Raw genomic sequence first — 17,104 nt, 5'->3', positions numbered from 1 at the left:
CCCGCCATGAGCGATGCCGATCCCGCCAACGACGCCAGCGGCCACCGCGCCCGGCTGCGCGCGCGGCTGGCCGCACAGGGGCCGGATGCGCTGCACGATCATGAACTGGTCGAATATCTGCTCGCCCTTGCCATCCCGCGCCGCGACACCAAGCCGATGGCGCGGCGGCTGCTGGCGGAATTCGGCAGCCTCGGCGCGCTGTTCAGCGCGGAGCCGGCGGCACTCGCCCGCAAGGGGGGTCTGAGTGAAAACGCGGTCGCCGCGATCAAGATCGCCGAGGCCGCGGCGCTCCGCCTGCTGCGATCGCGCGTCGCCGAACGGCCGGTGCTGGCGAGTTGGCAGGCGCTGCTCGATTATCTGCGCGCCGACATGGCCCATCGCGGCATCGAACGCGTCCGCGTGCTGCACCTCAACGCCAAGAATCTGCTGATCCGCGACGATCTGGTGTCCGAAGGATCGGTGGATCAGGCGGCGGTCTATGTCCGCGAAATCGTCCGCCGCGCGATCGATCTTGGCTCGGCGGCGCTGATCCTGGTCCACAACCACCCGTCGGGCGATCCCACCCCCAGCCGGCAGGATATCGCCCTGACCCGCGAACTGATCGCGGCCGGCAAGCCGCTGGGCATTACCGTCCACGATCATATCGTCATCGCTGGCGAAGGCCATGCCAGCCTGCGGGCGATGGGGCTGATGTAGCCCCCCGCCCCGCCCCGGCCCTTACAGCACGAACTTGCTGAGATCGGTGTTGCGCGCGATCGCCGAAAGCTGATTTTCGACATAGGCCTGATCGATCACGAGCGTGCTGCCCTTGCGATCCTCGGCATCGAAGCTCACTTCCTCCAGCAGCTTTTCCATCACGGTGGAAAGCCGGCGGGCGCCGATATTTTCCACCTGCGCGTTCACCTCCGCCGCGATGCGGGCGATGGCGGCGATGCCATCGTCGGTGAAGCGGATCTCGACCCCTTCGGTGCCGATCAGCGCGCGATATTGCTCGGTCAGCGATGCCTGGGTGGCCGAAAGGATGCGGACGAAATCCTCCTCGGTCAGCGCGCGCAGCTCGACGCGGATCGGCAGGCGGCCCTGCAGTTCGGGCAGCAGATCGCTGGGCTTGGCGACGTGGAAGGCGCCGCTGGCGATGAACAGGATATGGTCCGTCTTCATCGGCCCATATTTGGTGGCGACGGTGGTGCCTTCGATCAGCGGCAGCAGATCGCGCTGCACGCCTTCGCGGCTGACCGATCCGCCACGCACGTCGCTGACCGCGATCTTGTCGATCTCGTCGAGAAAGACGATGCCATTGGCTTCGGCGTCGGCCAAAGCGACGCGGCTCACCTCATCCTGATCGAGCCGCTTGTCGGCTTCCTCGTCAACCAGCTTGGCCCATGCGGCGCGGACCGGCAGCTTGCGGCGCTTGGTGCGCGCGCCGCCCAGCTTGCCCATCATGTCGCTGAGGTTGATCATGCCGACCTGGCCGCCCATGCCGGGGATCTCGAACGAAGGCGAACCGCTGTCCTCCAGCTCCACCTCGACCTCCTTGTCGTCGAGATGGCCATCGCGGAACCGCTGGATGAAGGCGCTGCGCGTCGCTTCGCTCGCATCCTTGCCGACCAGCGCGTCGAGCAGGCGGATGAGCGCGGCCTCCTCGGCCTTGTCCTTCACCGCGTTGCGGCGGCGTTCCTTTTCCAGCCGCACCGCTTCCTCGACGAGATCGCGGGCAATCTGCTCCACATCGCGGCCGACATAGCCGACCTCGGTGAACTTGGTCGCTTCCACCTTCACGAAGGGCGCATCGGCCAGCTTGGCGAGGCGGCGGCTGATCTCGGTCTTGCCGCAGCCCGTCGGCCCGATCATCAGGATGTTCTTGGGCGTCACCTCGTCCCGCAGATCCTGCCGCAGCCGTTGCCGGCGCCAGCGGTTGCGCAGCGCGACGGCGACGGCGCGCTTGGCCTCCTGCTGCCCGACGATATGCGCGTCGAGCGCGTGGACGATTGCCTTGGGGGTAAGCGCGTCGTTCATTCTGGCTTTCTCTGGGAAGGAACTTCAGGGGGCGAAACCGGCGATATCGGTGCGGGACAATCGCGGTTCAAGCCAGGCGTTGGGCGGGACCGCGATCAGGTGGCGCTATCCAGCGTCTCCACCGTCAGCTGGTCGTTGGTGAACACGCACACCTCCGCCGCGATGCCCATCGCCTTGCGGCACAGCCGTTCGGCATCAGGTTCATAATCGACCAGCGCGCGCGCGGCAGCGAGCGCGAAATTGCCGCCCGAACCGATCGCCGCGACGCCGCCCACCGGTTCCAGCACATCGCCATTGCCGGTCAGGATCAGCGTCACATCCTTGTCCGCGACGATCATCATCGCTTCGAGATTGCGGAGATATTTGTCGGTGCGCCAATCCTTGGCGAGTTCCACCGCGGCGCGCATCAGCTGGCCGTGATGCTGTTCCAGCTTGCGTTCCAGCCGTTCGAACAAGGTGAAGGCATCCGCCGTGGCGCCCGCGAAACCGCCGATCACCGATCCGTCGTGCAGGCGGCGGACCTTGCGGGCGTTGGGCTTCATCACCGTATTGCCCATCGAAACCTGGCCGTCACCGGCGACCACCACCTTGACACCGCGCCGCACCGACAGGATCGTCGTGCCGTGCCAGCCAATCTTGTCTTCGCTCATATCCATTCCGTAATCTGTTCCACGGGCGATATGGGCGCGGGGTAGCGGGATGACAACGCGGGCGCCGCCATCGCGACGCGAAAAGATGGCCGAACGGCAACTGCCCCGGCGGAATAGCGAAGTTGCGGAAGTTGAGCCTTGCCATGGCGACTCTCAAGATCCAGATAACTATCGGAAAAGCAAAGATTCTCGCCCAGGCGGCGCGGACGAATGCGGACAGAGGCCGTTCACGGCAATAAGCTGAACGCCGCGTCGTACGGGCGGCCAAACCCCATTTGCTTTAACGGTGCAAAGCCTCCGCCATCCCAAGAAACACCGATACCGAGGGGGTGTCGCGCGATGTAGCCTTGCGGCACGCGTTCACCACCAGGGCCCCGGCTATGTTCGAAGACGCACTCCAGGCCGCACAGGCCCTCGCAGGCTCGGTCACGTGGACCATCCTCGCCAAGCGCGCCATGACAGCTATCGCCATCGTCGCGTGCGCGCTCCTCGTGGTGAAGATGCTGCGATATTCTCTGGATCGCGTGCGCGGCCGCGTCACCAACGGCGCGCCCATGGTTTATATTGTCGAGCAGTTGGCCACCTATCTGATCATGATCGTCGGCGTGCTGGCCGGCGTCACCGCGCTGGGCATCGATATCACCTCGCTTTCGATCTTTGCCGGCGCCATCGGCGTGGGGCTCGGGCTGGGCCTACAGGGTATCGTGAAGGAGTTCGTTTCCGGCCTCGTTCTGATTTTCGATCCGACGATCCGGATCGGTGATTTCATCGAGCTTGAAGGCGAGGTCCGAGGCGAGGTCGTAGAAATCGGCCCGCGCGCCACGCGGCTACGGACCAACGACAATCTCAATGTCGTCATCCCCAATTCCGCACTGGTCCAAAGCCAGGTCAGAAACTGGACTTACAACGAATCTTCCCGGCGCATTCACGTACCCTTCTCGGTCGCCAAGCAAAGCGACTGCACAAAGGTTCGCGACGTCGTGTTGGCGGCCGCGAGGGGCCTCGATTTCACCTTGCCGGACGATGATCTGCACAAGGCGCAGGTCTGGCTGAAGGGGTTCAGCGGCGCCGGGCTCGATTTCGATCTCGTGATATGGCCAACGCCGGCATCGGCACGCCATCCGCGAACCCTGCATGCGGCTTATACCTGGGCCATTTATGAAGCTTTGCGTGCGGAAGGCATCAACAGCGCCAGTGACCAGCTGGAGATAAGCCTGCGCGGCCTGTTCGGCCTTGAAGGCGATGACGCGCTCAAGGTCATTCACGTCCCCACAGTGGACGAAGCACAATCGCGACCGCGTAAGGAGCATGAAACGGCGCCGAACGACGCGGCAACCGCCGTCGCGCTCGATTCCGATCGGGGCCTGCATGAACGGGCAATCGAACAGCCACGCCACCGATAGCATCACCGGATCGCGCGTCGCGCTCATTTGGCGCGGACCGGCTCGTTCACCATGGACACTTGTGACCCAAGCCGACCGTCGCAGAGGGCAACGCCGCCGGTCCGCTTGCCCGACAAAGCGGCCCTCTGAATATCCTGCCCGCCTGCCGGCCAGCCGACCATCACTGAGCGTTGGAATTTCCGCGCGCCGTTTAAGCGCGCCCGACGAACATGAATGCCGCCGCGCCCGCGATGCACGCCGATGCGCCCAGGAAGCGCCAGCTTAGCGGTTCCTTGAGCACGAAGATCGCGAACAGCGCGAACACGGCAAGCGTGACGCATTCCTGCATGATCTTGAGCTGGCCGCCGGTAAAGCCATTGAAATAACCGATCCGGTTCGCCGGCACCGCTAGGCAATATTCGATGAGGGCGATCCCCCACGATGCCAGGATCACCACCCACAGCCGCGCGTCGGGAAATTTGAGATGGCCATACCAGGCGATCGTCATGAACAGGTTGGATGCGACCAGCAAGGCAAGGGTGGGCATGTGGCGGGGCTCCTGCGCGGCCCCGCCACCCGGCGTGGGCGAAGCTCAGCTCTTCTTCGCCTTGCCCCATTCACGCGCGGCCGTATAGCCCAGATAGCCGGTGCCGAAGAGCGCGTAGAGCGGTTCGGGCAGGCCGGCGAGATAGGCGTTCATCGCCTGCGCGATGGCGGTGGCGACATCGGGCTTCGCCGCCGCGATCAACCCCATCGGGATCGACCAGAGCAACAGCGCGTAGATGACGTAGAGAAAGCTGGGCCGCGCGCGGCTGGTCCACGGATCGGCCGACTGCGCCTCGGCCACGATCGCCGAAAGCTGCACCTTGAGCGCTTCCATTTCCTGGCTGCCTTCCAGCTTGATGAGTTCGAGCTTGGCCCGATCGCGCGCCTCGGGATCGGGAATGATCTTGTCGATCAGCTTCGCGACCGGACCGATGATACCTTCGATGAGCGACATGAATGCCTCCTGCGATTGAGGCACGATTTTAACCGATATGGATATCTGTAGGACAGCGGCGACGGAAGCCGGCACGCACGGAGCCGCCTGGCCCGCGTCGACGAAAGGGATCCCGCCACTTGGGACGCAGAAACAAAGACGAAAGGCCCTCGCGGAAACCGCCCCTGCGCGCGCGCCCACACACTCCGCCGCCATCGGGAGGAAATTGGCCGATTCAGACGGCTAGCGCCGCCCCCCAAACGCATGACCAACGGCCGATCGGGTGGACCGCCAAGATCGACAGAACGCAGGCCCACACCCCAAATTTCCGGGCTGCCGCGCCCTGCCACACAGATCGCGCTGGCAACCCTGCGCTGCTTCCCGCAGGCCGGTGGCCACCGACCCGCATAAGAAAAGGGGCGGACCTTGCGGTCCGCCCCTTTCTTTCGTCCGAATGCTTGCGCGCCGGGATTACCAGGTCGCGTAAGCCTCGTTACCGACGAAGCCCATCTTCTCGACCTGGGCGCGCTTGGTGATCGCGAGGACTTCGTCCACGACCACATAGCGGGCCTGCGGGTCGGGCTGCAGATGCAGCTCGGGAACCGGGTTCATCGTCTGGGTCTGATCCAGATACTGGCGGAGCACGGTGAGGCTCACCGGGCTGCCGTTCCAGAACACCGTGCCGGCCGGATCGATCGTGACCTTGTTCTTCACGGGATCGATGGGCGGCGGATCCTTCTTCGCATTGGGATCGTCGACCGGAAGGTCGAGCTTCACCGCGTGCGTCTGGATCGGGATGGTGATGATGAACATGATGAGGAGCACCAGCATGACGTCGATCAACGGCGTCGTGTTGATGTCCATCATCGGCTCACCTTCGGTGGTGCTTGCTGCCATTGCCATGATGGATACTCCTGATCAGAGACGGCCAGCCGTGTAGCCCGCCGGCGGTTCGGAAATGAACCCGACCCGCGCGAAGCCCGCACGCTGCATGGTGAAGATCGCGCCGCCGATGCAACGGTACGGCGTGTTCACGTCCCCGCGGATATGCGCTTCCGGAAGTTCGACGCCAGGCGCGGTCGGGCCGCCCTGCTTGTCGATTTCAGCCTTCAGCTTGACCACGGCGCGGTCGAGCAGTTCCTGCGGCTGAACCAGCGTCTGGCCCCAGAAAACCTCGCACTTGCCGCCAGTGGCGCGCACCGAGAGCGAAACGTTCTCGGGCTTGGTCGTCGTCGGTTCGAACACAACCTTGGGCAGATTGACGGGAACCGTCTGGATGACGACGGGAACGGTAATGAGGAAGATGATGAGCAACACCAGCATGACGTCCACGAGAGGCGTCGTGTTGATGTCGGACATCGGGGCGTCGTCTTCAGCGGGCCCTGCACTCATGGCCATAGGGTGAGATCCTGTCCTACTTCAACTTTCGGCGGCGACGGAGCCAACCGAGCGACCCGGCGTTTCCGGCGTGACCCCAAGGGGCCACGCCGGGCCGATAGTTACGCCTTGGTGGCGGTCGCAGCCGGCTTGGCAGCGGCCGGAGCGGCCGGCTTCGCAGCGATCAGCGACGGCTTCACCGCACCGTTCGACACCATGTAGCCATGGATGTCGGTCGCGAAGGCAGCGAGCTGCTCGGCGACGACCTTGTTGCGGCGGATCAGCCAGTTGTAGCCGAGCACGGCCGGAACGGCCACGGCCAGACCAAGCGCGGTCATGATCAGAGCTTCACCGACCGGGCCGGCGACGGCGTCGATCGAGGCCTGACCGGCAGCGCCGATCTTGATGAGCGCGCGGTAGATACCGATCACGGTACCGAACAGACCGATGAACGGCGCGGTCGAACCGACGGTGGCGAGAACGGCGAGGCCGTTGCCGAGCTTCGAGTTCACCGCCTGCTGGCTGCGCGACAGCGAGCTGAGCAGCCAGTCATGCTGGTCGATCGGATCGATGAGCTTGGTGTGCTCGTCCTGGGCGCGCAGGCCGTCGTCGACGATCTGGCGATAGGCCGAGTTCTTCTCGAGCTTGGCGGCGCCGTCCTTCAGGCTCGGCGTGCCCCAGAACGAGGTGCGCACGCGCTTCGCCTGGTTGAGGATCTTCTGCTGCTCAAGGAGCTTGGTGAACATGATGTACCAGGACGCGGCCGACATCACCACGAGGATGATGAAGGTGGCCCAAGCGATCGTTCCGCCCTGCTCCAGGGCGGCCATCAGGCCGTAGGGGTTCTCGCCGCCATGGGGCGCTGCAGCGGGGGTAGCCATTTCGGTGTTCTTCCTCTTCGTCGAATTGGTTGATTGGCCGGCCGGATGCTTCAGGCGATCCGGCTCATGCCGTCATCAGTCTTTGGGCATCTGCCAGCGAACGCGGCGCGAATAGCCACTCGAGGGCACATCGTTGCCAGCCGAGTCCTTCGCGGGCTTGTAACGGCCGCGACGGGTGATGTTGCGGCAGGCCGCTTCATCGAGGTCCGGGTGGCCGGACGAGGCCGTCACGCGGCAGTTGACCACCTTACCGCCGGCATCGACGTCCCAGGCCACCGTAACGGTGCCTTCGCGCTCTTCACGCAGGGCTCGCGACGGATAGTCCTCGGTGGTGACCCAAAGGCTCGAATTACCGCGTTCGGATGCCTTCGCAGCCAGGGCAGGCGGCGGCGGCGGCGGCGGGGCCGGAGGCGCGGTCGGCGTGATGACGACCGGGGGCGCCTCACGAACCGTGGTCACCGGCGGCGGCGCCACATTCTGCACCTGAACGATCGGCGGCGGAGCAAGCACGGGCGGCGGCTCAACCTTCTGTTCGGGCGGCGGCGGCGGGGGCAGCTCCTCCGGGGGTGGCGGCTCCTCTTCGACGTCGAAAGTCTTCAGGTCCTGAGCGACTTTCTTGACGACGTTGTAGGCCAGGCCCGTCACGAACGCATAGCCGATCACTGCGTGCAGCAGTGCGACAATGCCGATCGCCACGACCCGGCGGGAGCTCATCGATTGATCAGCGTAAGCCATTAAGGAACGACACTCCCTCCAATCCACAAGCTTCACGGGTCCGGGCTGCCCATGGGGGAGCGCCCGACATAATCTAGCGGGTACCGTCTTGGTTCAGTAATTATTGACGGAATGTGTGTCCTTATCGCGACACTTTCGACGACGCAATTCCTTTGTCCAACCCTTGAACCGTCCGGGGTCGCCATGCGAAACCGGCCTCTCAGGCCATTTTCAAATGGTTGTATGCTCTTGGCCAGAAGGATTGAACATGCGTCAAACGTCGCTCGCGATCGCGATTCTGACAACGCTTTCCGCGATTCCGGCGGCAGCCCAGCAAACCCCGCGAATCGTCGAAAATGCGCCGGTCGCCCGCCAAATGACCTATGCGGATCTCGTCGCGCTGGCCGAAGCGGCGGACGCCGTCGCCGATATCGAGGTGACGGCCGCAACCAAGCTTAAGGGCCCGGCGGCGGCGGGCACGCCGGCCGGCATGCAGCGTTTCTACATCGAAGGCCGGTTGATCGCCCTGCTGGGCGGGAAAAAAGGCCTGCCCGGCCAGGTGGCGTGGCTTGCCGATGTCCCGCTCGATGCGGCGAATCGCGCGCCAAAGCTCAAGAAAATGCGGCTTCTGGCCTTTGTGGACACGGTTCCCGACCGGCCCGGCGAGCTGCGGCTGGCGCGGCCTTATGGCCAGATGATGTGGTCCGCCGATCTGGAAACCCGCACGCGCGGCGTGCTGCGCGATCTGATCGCCGCGGATGCACCGCCGCACATCACCCGCGTCGGCAACGCCTTCCACGTCCCCGGATCGCTGCCCGGCGAGAGCGAAACCCAGATTTTCCTGGGCACGGACGATGGCCGCCCGGTCTCGCTCAACGTGCTGCGCCGGCCGGGCGAATCGCCGCGCTGGGCCGTGGCTTTGGGCGAAATGGTGGACGACAGCGCCGCCCCGCCCGCGCCCGACAGCCTGCTCTGGTATCGCCTCGCCTGCACCCTGCCGGCCGAATTGCCCGATCATTCGACGGCCGATCTGACCGCCGATCAGGCCGGTGCCGCGCGCGCCGATTATCGCGTCGTCATCGAGGCACTTAAGCCCTGCACGCGCAATTTTCCGGCGGGCTGACGCCGCTTAATTTGCGCTGGCCACAATCAAGTCGGCCGGCCAGCGCGCGGCGCCGGGGGTCAGAAGGACGCCAGTTCCACCCCGACGCCGGCGCAATCGGGATAGATATCGGGCTTGCGGGTCGAGACTCGCAGCGCCGTCACCCCGGCGCGGGCCGCGATCAGATCGTAAATGGCGCGCGCCAGCGTTTCCTGCAGGTTGAATCGGCCACTGTCCGCCAGCCTTTTGATCTCGGTGCGCAGGAAATCATAATTCCACGCGGCGGCGGCATTGTCCTCGCGCGCGAAGCTCGCCTCGTCGACCCACACCTCGACATTCACGACCAGCCGCTGCGGCGTGCCCACCTCGAAATCATGGAAGCCGATATCCACCGGCAGATTGAAGTCTTCGAGGAAGATTCGGCGCGACTTGGGGGCAAGCGCGGTCGGAACGAGTCCATCGAGGACAGGCGGCGTGGTCATGTGGTCATCTCGCATTGTTCGCGGTCGCGGTAGCCGCTGCCTGAAAATCGGGCAAGTCGCGCAAGCGCCAGGCGGGCCGCGCTGGTCCCGCGACCGTCCCGGGTTTATCCACAGCCCTTTCCACGAGTCATGTGGAAAAGCCCCCAGCCCGCCCGATCCCCGCCCCCATCGACAATTCGGACTTTTCTTTCGTGCGGGAGTCTCTAGAGGGCGCGCGCATCTTCACACATCATGGAAAGCTCCCCCCAGGATTGATCACGCTCGCTCCGCTCGCCGCCGCCGATCCCGCCGCCGTTGAACAATTGCTCGATGCCGCTTTCGGCACCGATCGCCACGGCCGGACCGCCTATCGCCTGCGAACCGGGGTGGATGCGATTGCCGAACTGTCCTTTTCCGCATTCGACGATGCCGGAAATCTGGTGGGAACGCTGCAAAGCTGGCCGGTCGAACTGGCGGGTGACGATGGCCGCACGGTGCCTCTCGCACTGGTCGGCCCGGTCGCGGTGCGGCCCGATCGCCAGCGCGACGGCATCGGCCGCAAGCTGATGGAAAAGATGCTCGCCGCCGCCGATGCCGGGCTGGCCGATTCGCTCGTGCTGATCGGCGATCCCGAATATTATGGCCGCTTCTTCGGCTTTGACGCGCAATGGACAGGTGGCTGGGAGGTTCCCGGGCCGGTCGAACGGCGCCGGCTGCTCGCCCGGCTGCGCGGGACGGCGCCGCTGCCGCTCAACGGCCAGTTGCAGGCGCGCCATGCCGCCCCGGCGGCCCCGCGCTGACCCTGCCTTTCGCCGGAGTCGCCGCCCCGATAGCATCGGAGCGGCCATTCCGGCTTTCACCTCCGCGCGATTTCCGAGTCAGCAGATGTTTCCATCTGCTTCGAAATCGCGCGCGCTTGGCCGATCCCGCGATTTCCGAGTCAGCAGATGTTTCCATCTGCTTTGAAATCGCTCTAAGCGGATGGCGTCATGCCTGAAACCAGCCCCCCGCCAGAGGATCTGACCGGCCTTTCGCTCGCCGAAATCGCCCGGCTGGCCGCCGAGCGGAAGTTGCCGCCGGTGGAAAAGTGGAATCCGGCGCATTGCGGGCACAGCGATATGCGGATCGCGCGCGACGGCACCTGGTTCCATCAGGGCTCGCCGATCGGGCGGCAGGCGATGGTGCGGTTGTTCGCCAGCATCCTGCGGCGCGAGCCCGATGGCCGCCATGTGCTCGTCACGCCGGTGGAAAAGCTGGATATCGACGTGGATGATGCCGCGTTCGTCGCGGTCGAACTCCAAAGCGAAGGCGAAGGCGCCGATCGCCGCATGGCCTTCCGCCTCAACACCGGCGACATGGTGGTCGCCGGGCCCGAACATCCGCTCCGTTTCGAGGACAAGGGCGATGGCCCCCACCCCTATCTCGCCGTGCGCGGCGGGCTGGAGGCGTTGATCGCCCGGCCGGTTTATTATGAACTGGCCAATATCGCGATCGACGAGGGCGCCGATCCGCCCGGCCTGTGGAGCGGCGGCGCCTTCTTTCCGCTGGAGCCCGCGCCATGATGCTCGCCACCCGCCTCCGCACCGCGCTTGCCGACGGGCAGGCGCGCGATCCGATCCTGCTGGAACATGACGATGCCGATTTCGCGCTGCGCGCCGGCGAACAGATCGTGCCGGCGGCCGTGCTCGTCCCCTTCGTCGATCGGGTCGATCCCACGATCCTGATGATCCTGCGGCCGGAAACCATGCGGCGCCATGCCGGCCAGATCGCCTTTCCCGGCGGCCGGGTCGATCCCGGCGACGATGGCGTGATCGGCGCGGCCTTGCGCGAGGCGGAGGAGGAGATCGGCCTGCCGCGCGCCCATGTCGATGTGGTCGGCACGGTCGATCGCTACCGCACGATCACGGGATATGATGTGACGCCGGTGATCGGCGTGCTGCCGCCGGATCTGCCGCTGATCGCCCAGCCGACCGAGGTGGCCGACATCTTCGAAATCCCCCTCTCCTTTCTGCTGGAGCCGATGAATCACATCGAGCAGGCGGTGGAATGGCAGGGGCGTGAACGCCGCTTTTTCGAGATCACATGGCAGGATCGGCGCATCTGGGGCGCCACCGCCGCGATGATCGTCAACCTTGCCCGCAGGCTCGCTTACCCCGCATGACCACCCGACTTCCCGATGCCCCCTGGCGCAACCGCGCCGGGCTTGCCGAACTGCTGGCCGCGCTGGGCGCCGCCGATGATGCCACCCGCTATGTCGGCGGGGCGGTGCGCGATACGCTGCTCGGCCTCCCCGTTTCCGATGTCGATTGCGCCACCGCGCTCGCGCCCGAAGAGGTGGTGAAGCGCGTGCGCAAGGCCGGGTTCAAGGCGGTGCCCACCGGCCTTGCCCACGGCACGATCACCGCCGTGCTGCCCGATGGCGCGACGGTGGAGGTGACGACGCTGCGCCGCGACGTTTCCACCGACGGGCGGCGCGCCACCGTCGCCTTCACCGACAATTGGCGCGAGGATGCCGAACGCCGCGATTTCACGATCAACGCGCTGTTCGCCAGCCCGATCGACGGCAGCGTTACCGATTATTTCGGCGGGATCGACGATCTGGCCAATGGCCATATCCGCTTTATCGGCGATCCGCTGACCCGCATTGCCGAGGATCATCTGCGTATCCTGCGCTTCTTCCGCTTCCACGCGCGCTTCGGCAAGGGCGCGCCCGATGCGGCAGGCCTCGCCGCCTGCGCCGCGCGCGCAAATGACCTGATGGCGTTGTCGCGCGAACGGATTGCCGACGAACTGACCAAGCTGCTTGCGCTGCCCGATCCCCATCCGACCATCGCCTTGATGCACGATGAAGGGATCTTCGCGCCGGTGCTGCCCGAAATCGACGGGGACGGCGTCGCCCGCCTCGCCCGGCTGATCGCGCGCGAGCCGATCGCCCATGCCGCGCCCGATGCGGTGCGCCGGCTGGCGGCGCTGCTGCCGCGCGATCCCGCTGTCGCCTTCCAGGTCGCGTCGCGGCTCCGCCTGTCCAACGCGGCGCGCGGCCGGCTCGAACTGCTTGCCGCGCCACCCTCGCCCGGCACCGCGCCGGTTCCGCTCGCTTATCGCCAGCCGCAGGCGGCGGTCGATCTGCTGCTGCTGTCGGATGCCGATGATGCCGAACTGGCGGCCGCGATCGCCGCGCTCGACGGCTGGCAGCGCCCGCAATTCCCGATCAAGGGCGGCGATCTCGTCAAGCTCGGCCTGCGCCCCGGCCCGCAGGTGGCGGCCGCGTTGCAGGCGATCGAGCGCGACTGGCTCGATGCCGGCTTTCCCGACGAACAATGGGTGAAAAACGCCGCCGAAGCCGCGGTCGATCAGGCGCTGCGCGAACGCCAGTAAGGCAGCGCCTCGCCGGCCGAAAGTGGCCGGGCGAAGTAGAAACCCTGGCCGCAGCCGCAGCCGAGCGCCGAAAGCGTGTGGGCGAGTTCGATCGTCTCGACACCCTCGGCCGTGGTGTCCATGCCCAGCGCGTCGGCCAGCCCGAGCACGGCGCGGACGATCGCCACCGAGTCGCGGTCGCCCAGCATCCCGGTGACAAAGCTGCGGTCGATCTTCAATATGTCGATCGGCAGGCGCTGCAGATAAGCAAGCGATGAATAGCCGGTGCCGAAATCGTCCATCGCGATCTTCGCATCCAGCCCCTTCAGCCCCTGCAGCGTGCGGGTGGCACGTTCGGGATCCTGCACGATCGCGCTTTCGGTCAGTTCCAGCGTCAACCGGTCGCCGCGCAGGCCCGAACGGCGCAACGCGTTCTCGACCGCGCTCGACACATCGTCGCGGGCAAGCTGGATGGCGGAGACATTGACCCCGACATGGATGGGCAGCGGCGCGCCATGTTCGGCGTCCCAGCGCGCCAGCGTCGCCAGCGCGGTTTCCAGCGCCCAGCGGCCGAGCGGCACGATCAGCCCCGATTCTTCGGCCACGGGGATGAACTCGGTCGGCGAAATCAGCCCCAGCGCCTCATGCTCCCAACGAGCGAGCGCCTCGAACCCGGCCACCTTGTTGGTCTGCAGGTTGACGAGCGGCTGGAAGGCCAGGGTCAGCGAATCGCTCTCGATCGCGCGGCGCAATTCGGTTTCCAGGCTGAAGCGGTGGCGAGCCTTGCTCACCTCGCCCGGCTGATAGACCTCGACCCGGCCGGAGCCCTTGGCCCGCTTGAGCGCGAATTGCGCGTTGCGCACCAGATCCTCGGCGCCGCCGATCTGATCGCTCACCAGCGCACAGCCGATCGCGCAGTCGATGCGGATTTCCAGGTCGGAAATGCGGAAGGGCGCGGTCATCGTCGCCTGGATGCGGCGGGCCGCGTGCAGCGCATCGCCCGGCCCGTCCGCCAGCTTGAGCAGGATCGCGAATTCGTCGCCGCCGATTCGCGCCAGCAGGTCGCCTGCGCGGAGCGACGCGATCATCCGGCGCGCCACGGTGATGATCAGTTCGTCGCCGGCGATCGAACCCATGCTTTCATTGATACGGCTGAAGCGGGTGAGATCGACAACGAGCACCGCATGCCCCGCCATCCCCGCATCCGCCTCCAGGACGGATTCGACCGCTTCATTGAATGCGACGCGGTTGGGCAGCCCGGTCAGGCTGTCATGCGTCATTTCCGCCCGCAGGCTGCGTTCATTCTCCACTTCGGCGGTGCGGTCGATCAGCGAAAGCACGCAACGCCGCGTGCCATCCTCATAAGCCGCCAGCCGGCCGAAGCGGACGACGAAGTGGCGCCCGCCCACGCCTTCGCCATCCTGCCAGGCAAATTCATGCGCCCGCGCGCTGCCGCGCAGGAAATCGGCGAGCGCGGTCTGCACCGGCTCGCGCTCCACCAGCGGCAATGTCGCGCCGGGGCGAATCGGAATGGCGCCGGAAATCGCGTCGAGCACCTGGAACTGCTCGTTCCCCAGTATCTCGACCGTGCCATCCAGTTGTTCGGTCACGATCGCCGCGGCGATCGGCAGCGCATTCAGATATTCCTGCCGGGCGCGGCGTATAAGCTCGATCGTCGCCAGTTCCTCGACGCGCGCGATCTCGCGGACGATGGGGAATTCCATCGTCTCGTCCACCATAGCGGCCAGTTCGCTGCGATGTGGCTCGACCTGCATGGTGGAGAGCCATAACCCGAGACGGTTAATTCTTGCTTTAGCTCAAGCCGGGCCGAAGCGACGGAATCTACGACACTTTCCCGGAAGCGATCGGCAGCGCCCCGCTCACCCCTCGAAACGGTTGTCGCGCGGGAAGCCGATGGGCGGCATCCGGCCGCCTGCGCCACGCGCCGTGCGCCACGGGGTCATGTCGCCCTCGGTGCGGGTCCGGCCGGTTTCGCCGCCCATCGCCCAGCTCAGCCCCTGTTCGAAGCGGAAGGCCAGCGCGTCGGACAGGCCACCGTCGCGATAACGCTGCAACTGCACGCCGGCGCCGCGCGTCATTTCCGGCATCTCGCCAATCGGGAAGACGACGAGCTTCCGATTCTCGCCGATCACCGCGATATAATCGGCATCCGCCGGCACCGCCCGCACGATCCGCAGCTTGGCGCCGGTGCGCAGGTTCACCACCTGCTTGCCCTTGCGGGTTTCGGCAACGATGTCGGCGGTCGTGCCCAGGAAGCCGCGCCCGTCGGACGCCGCCAGCAACAGCCGCGCGCTGGCGCTGGCGGGCAGCAGCGCCACCGGCGGCGCCTCGCTCTCGATATCCACCATCAGCCGCACCGGCTCGCCAAAGCCGCGTCCGCCCGGCAGCTTGTCGGCCGCCAGCGTGTAGAAACGCCCGGTTTCGGTGGCGAGCAGCAGCTTGTCGGTGGTCTGCGCGTGGAAGGCGAACAGCGGGCCATCGCCTTCCTTGAACTTCAGCGCATCGGCCGAAGCGAGGTCGTTATGCCCCTTCATCGCGCGGATCCAGCCGCGCTGCGACAGGATGACGGTGATCGGCTCGCGCTCGATCATCGCTTCCAGCGGAATCTCGCGCGCGGGCGCTGCTTCCTCGATCAGCGTGCGCCGCCGGCCCAGCTCGGTTTCCGGGCCATAGCGATCGCGCAGCTTGGCGAGATCCTTCTTCATCCGCGTCTTCTGCCGCGCCGGGCTTTCGATCAGCGCGACCAGGCCCTTGCGTTCCTCGTCCAGCGCATCGCGCTCGCGCTTCAGCTCCATCTCCTCCAGCTTGCGCAAGGAACGCAGCCGCATGTTGAGGATCGCTTCGGCCTGGCGGTCGGTCAGCGAGAATTCCGCCATCAGCACCGGCTTGGGCTCGTCCTCCTCGCGGATGATCTGGATCACGCGATCGAGGTTGAGATAGGTGATGATATAGCCGTCGAGCAACTCGATCCGGTCGTCGATCTTGGCCAGCCGGTGCTGCGATCGGCGGACGAGCACTTCGAACTGGTGCGCCAGCCATTCGGCCAGCGCCTGCTTCAGGCTCATCACGCGCGGCGTGCGCTGGGCATCGAGCACGTTGAGGTTGAGCGACACGCGCGATTCCAGCGCGGTCAGGCGGAACAGGCCGTCCATCAGCACCTGCGGATCCACCGTGCGCGAACGCGGTTCGAGCACGATCCGCACCTGTTCGTCCGATTCATCGCGGATGTCGGCCAGGATCGGCAGCTTCTTGTCGTTGATCAGCGCCGCGATCTCCTCGATCAGCTTCGCCTTGGGCGTCTGATAGGGGATTTCGTGGATGATCGCCGTCCAGGTGCCGCGCCCCTGATCCTCGATCGACCAGCGCGCCCGCACGCGAAAGCCGCCCCGGCCGGTGGCATAGGCCTCCGCGATCGCCGCCGCACTGTCGACGATCACGCCGCCCGTCGGGAAATCGGGGCCCTTCACGAACTGCATCAATTCGCTGTCAGGCGCCTCGGGCTGGTCGATCAGCAGCGTCACCGCGTCGATCAGTTCGGCCACATTGTGCGACGGGATCGACGTCGCCATGCCCACCGCGATCCCGCTCGCGCCATTGGCCAGCAGATTGGGGAACAGGCCGGGGAAGATTTCGGGCTCTTCCTCCTCGCCATTATAGGTCGGGCGGAAATCGACGGTGCCTTCGTCCAGCCCCGCCATCAGATCGATCGCCGAAGCCGTCAGCCGCGCTTCGGTGTAGCGATAGGCCGCAGCATTATCGCCATCGATATTGCCGAAATTGCCCTGCCCGTCGACGAGCGGATAACGCAGCGAGAAATCCTGCGCGAGACGGACCATCGCGTCATAGACCGACTGATCGCCATGCGGGTGATATTTGCCGATCGTATCGCCCACCACGCGGGCGCATTTCTTATAGGCCGCCGCCGGATCCAGCTTCAGCAGCCGCATCGCCCACAGCAGCCGGCGGTGGACCGGCTTCAGCCCGTCGCGCACGTCCGGCAGCGATCGCGCCGTGATCGTCGACAGCGCATAGACAAGGTAGCGGTCGGACAGCGCGCTATCGAACGGGGCTTCGGTGATGAGGTCGATCGGCTCGGCAGATGCGGTCATGGCCAAGGGGATAGCAGCGCGTTCGGCGCTGTGCGAGGGCGTTTTGCCTTATGCC

The 17,104-nt window shown here is 65.9% G+C and carries 18 protein-coding genes; 7 read left to right on the top strand and 11 right to left on the bottom strand.

Annotated features, from left to right (window positions below):
- The first annotated feature begins 6 nt into the window (after positions 1 to 6).
- Positions 7 to 696 (top strand): RadC family protein, encoded by a 690-nt coding sequence (gene radC / locus CHB74_RS11565; RefSeq protein WP_089219800.1) that lies wholly within the window; start codon positions 7 to 9, stop codon positions 694 to 696.
- 21 nt (positions 697 to 717) lie between these two features.
- On the opposite strand, the gene hslU is transcribed toward radC, so the two are convergent.
- On the bottom strand, positions 718 to 2,016 hold the full coding sequence (hslU, locus tag CHB74_RS11560; RefSeq protein WP_089219799.1) for an ATP-dependent protease ATPase subunit HslU: 1,299 nt from the start codon (positions 2,014 to 2,016) through the stop codon (positions 718 to 720).
- A gap of 95 nt (positions 2,017 to 2,111) precedes the next feature.
- Entirely contained in the window at positions 2,112 to 2,666 is a 555-nt protein-coding gene (gene hslV / locus CHB74_RS11555; RefSeq protein ID WP_089219857.1) for an ATP-dependent protease subunit HslV, read from the bottom strand.
- Positions 2,667 to 3,046: 380 nt separating this feature from the next.
- On the opposite strand from hslV, the gene CHB74_RS11550 reads away from it, so the two are divergent.
- Positions 3,047 to 4,069, top strand: a complete 1,023-nt coding sequence (locus CHB74_RS11550) for a mechanosensitive ion channel family protein (RefSeq protein WP_089219798.1) — start codon at positions 3,047 to 3,049, stop codon at positions 4,067 to 4,069.
- Positions 4,070 to 4,259: 190 nt separating this feature from the next.
- Here CHB74_RS11550 and CHB74_RS11545 read toward each other — a convergent pair whose 3' ends face one another.
- The 6 genes from CHB74_RS11545 to CHB74_RS11520 all read right to left on the bottom strand — a co-directional run bounded on the left by CHB74_RS11545 (position 4,260) and on the right by CHB74_RS11520 (position 8,020).
- The gene (locus CHB74_RS11545) at positions 4,260 to 4,595 is read right to left on the bottom strand and encodes a DMT family protein (RefSeq protein WP_089219797.1); all 336 of its coding nucleotides are present in this window, start codon (positions 4,593 to 4,595) and stop codon (positions 4,260 to 4,262) included.
- A 45-nt stretch (positions 4,596 to 4,640) separates the two neighbouring features.
- Complete coding sequence (locus CHB74_RS11540; protein ID WP_089219796.1) at positions 4,641 to 5,048, bottom strand: holin family protein; 408 nt, start codon at positions 5,046 to 5,048, stop codon at positions 4,641 to 4,643.
- Positions 5,049 to 5,498: 450 nt separating this feature from the next.
- The gene (locus CHB74_RS11535; protein WP_089219795.1) at positions 5,499 to 5,930 is read right to left on the bottom strand and encodes an ExbD/TolR family protein; all 432 of its coding nucleotides are present in this window, start codon (positions 5,928 to 5,930) and stop codon (positions 5,499 to 5,501) included.
- A gap of 15 nt (positions 5,931 to 5,945) precedes the next feature.
- Positions 5,946 to 6,425 carry an ExbD/TolR family protein gene (locus CHB74_RS11530; RefSeq protein ID WP_089219794.1) on the bottom strand — a complete coding sequence of 160 codons (480 nt, stop codon included), beginning with the start codon at positions 6,423 to 6,425 and terminating at the stop codon, positions 5,946 to 5,948.
- A 101-nt stretch (positions 6,426 to 6,526) separates the two neighbouring features.
- Positions 6,527 to 7,285, bottom strand: a complete 759-nt coding sequence (locus CHB74_RS11525) for a MotA/TolQ/ExbB proton channel family protein (protein WP_089219793.1) — start codon at positions 7,283 to 7,285, stop codon at positions 6,527 to 6,529.
- 75 nt (positions 7,286 to 7,360) lie between these two features.
- Positions 7,361 to 8,020 (bottom strand): energy transducer TonB, encoded by a 660-nt coding sequence (locus CHB74_RS11520; protein WP_089219792.1) that lies wholly within the window; start codon positions 8,018 to 8,020, stop codon positions 7,361 to 7,363.
- A 247-nt stretch (positions 8,021 to 8,267) separates the two neighbouring features.
- On the opposite strand from CHB74_RS11520, the gene CHB74_RS11515 reads away from it, so the two are divergent.
- Entirely contained in the window at positions 8,268 to 9,122 is an 855-nt protein-coding gene (locus CHB74_RS11515; protein WP_245842852.1) for a hypothetical protein, read from the top strand.
- Positions 9,123 to 9,181: 59 nt separating this feature from the next.
- On the opposite strand, the gene CHB74_RS11510 is transcribed toward CHB74_RS11515, so the two are convergent.
- The gene (locus CHB74_RS11510; RefSeq protein ID WP_089219791.1) at positions 9,182 to 9,583 is read right to left on the bottom strand and encodes a dihydroneopterin aldolase; all 402 of its coding nucleotides are present in this window, start codon (positions 9,581 to 9,583) and stop codon (positions 9,182 to 9,184) included.
- Positions 9,584 to 9,834: 251 nt separating this feature from the next.
- Between CHB74_RS11510 and CHB74_RS11505 the strand changes: the two genes are divergently transcribed.
- The 4 genes from CHB74_RS11505 to CHB74_RS11490 all read left to right on the top strand — a co-directional run bounded on the left by CHB74_RS11505 (position 9,835) and on the right by CHB74_RS11490 (position 12,940).
- The gene (locus CHB74_RS11505) at positions 9,835 to 10,362 is read left to right on the top strand and encodes a GNAT family N-acetyltransferase (protein WP_089219790.1); all 528 of its coding nucleotides are present in this window, start codon (positions 9,835 to 9,837) and stop codon (positions 10,360 to 10,362) included.
- A 189-nt stretch (positions 10,363 to 10,551) separates the two neighbouring features.
- Positions 10,552 to 11,124, top strand: a complete 573-nt coding sequence (locus CHB74_RS11500; RefSeq protein WP_089219789.1) for a DUF1285 domain-containing protein — start codon at positions 10,552 to 10,554, stop codon at positions 11,122 to 11,124.
- On the top strand, positions 11,121 to 11,723 hold the full coding sequence (locus CHB74_RS11495) for a CoA pyrophosphatase (RefSeq protein ID WP_089219788.1): 603 nt from the start codon (positions 11,121 to 11,123) through the stop codon (positions 11,721 to 11,723). Before CHB74_RS11500 ends, CHB74_RS11495 begins: the two co-directional genes overlap by 4 nt.
- Positions 11,720 to 12,940, top strand: coding sequence for a CCA tRNA nucleotidyltransferase (locus CHB74_RS11490; protein ID WP_089219787.1), 1,221 nt, complete (start codon positions 11,720 to 11,722; stop codon positions 12,938 to 12,940). Before CHB74_RS11495 ends, CHB74_RS11490 begins: the two co-directional genes overlap by 4 nt.
- On the opposite strand, the gene CHB74_RS11485 is transcribed toward CHB74_RS11490, so the two are convergent.
- Both CHB74_RS11485 and parC read right to left on the bottom strand, forming a co-directional pair.
- Complete coding sequence (locus CHB74_RS11485) at positions 12,916 to 14,694, bottom strand: putative bifunctional diguanylate cyclase/phosphodiesterase (protein WP_089219786.1); 1,779 nt, start codon at positions 14,692 to 14,694, stop codon at positions 12,916 to 12,918. The two genes, CHB74_RS11490 and CHB74_RS11485, sit on opposite strands and share 25 nt — an antisense overlap.
- Before the next feature lie 105 nt (positions 14,695 to 14,799).
- Complete coding sequence (gene parC, locus CHB74_RS11480) at positions 14,800 to 17,049, bottom strand: DNA topoisomerase IV subunit A (RefSeq protein ID WP_089219785.1); 2,250 nt, start codon at positions 17,047 to 17,049, stop codon at positions 14,800 to 14,802.
- Between the last annotated feature and the right edge of the window lie 55 nt (positions 17,050 to 17,104).

The organism is Edaphosphingomonas laterariae, from assembly GCF_900188165.1.
Lineage (GTDB): Bacteria > Pseudomonadota > Alphaproteobacteria > Sphingomonadales > Sphingomonadaceae > Sphingomonas_E > Sphingomonas_E laterariae.
Note: the sequence above shows the minus strand (reverse complement) of the source record. Positions and strands in the feature narration are given on the sequence as shown.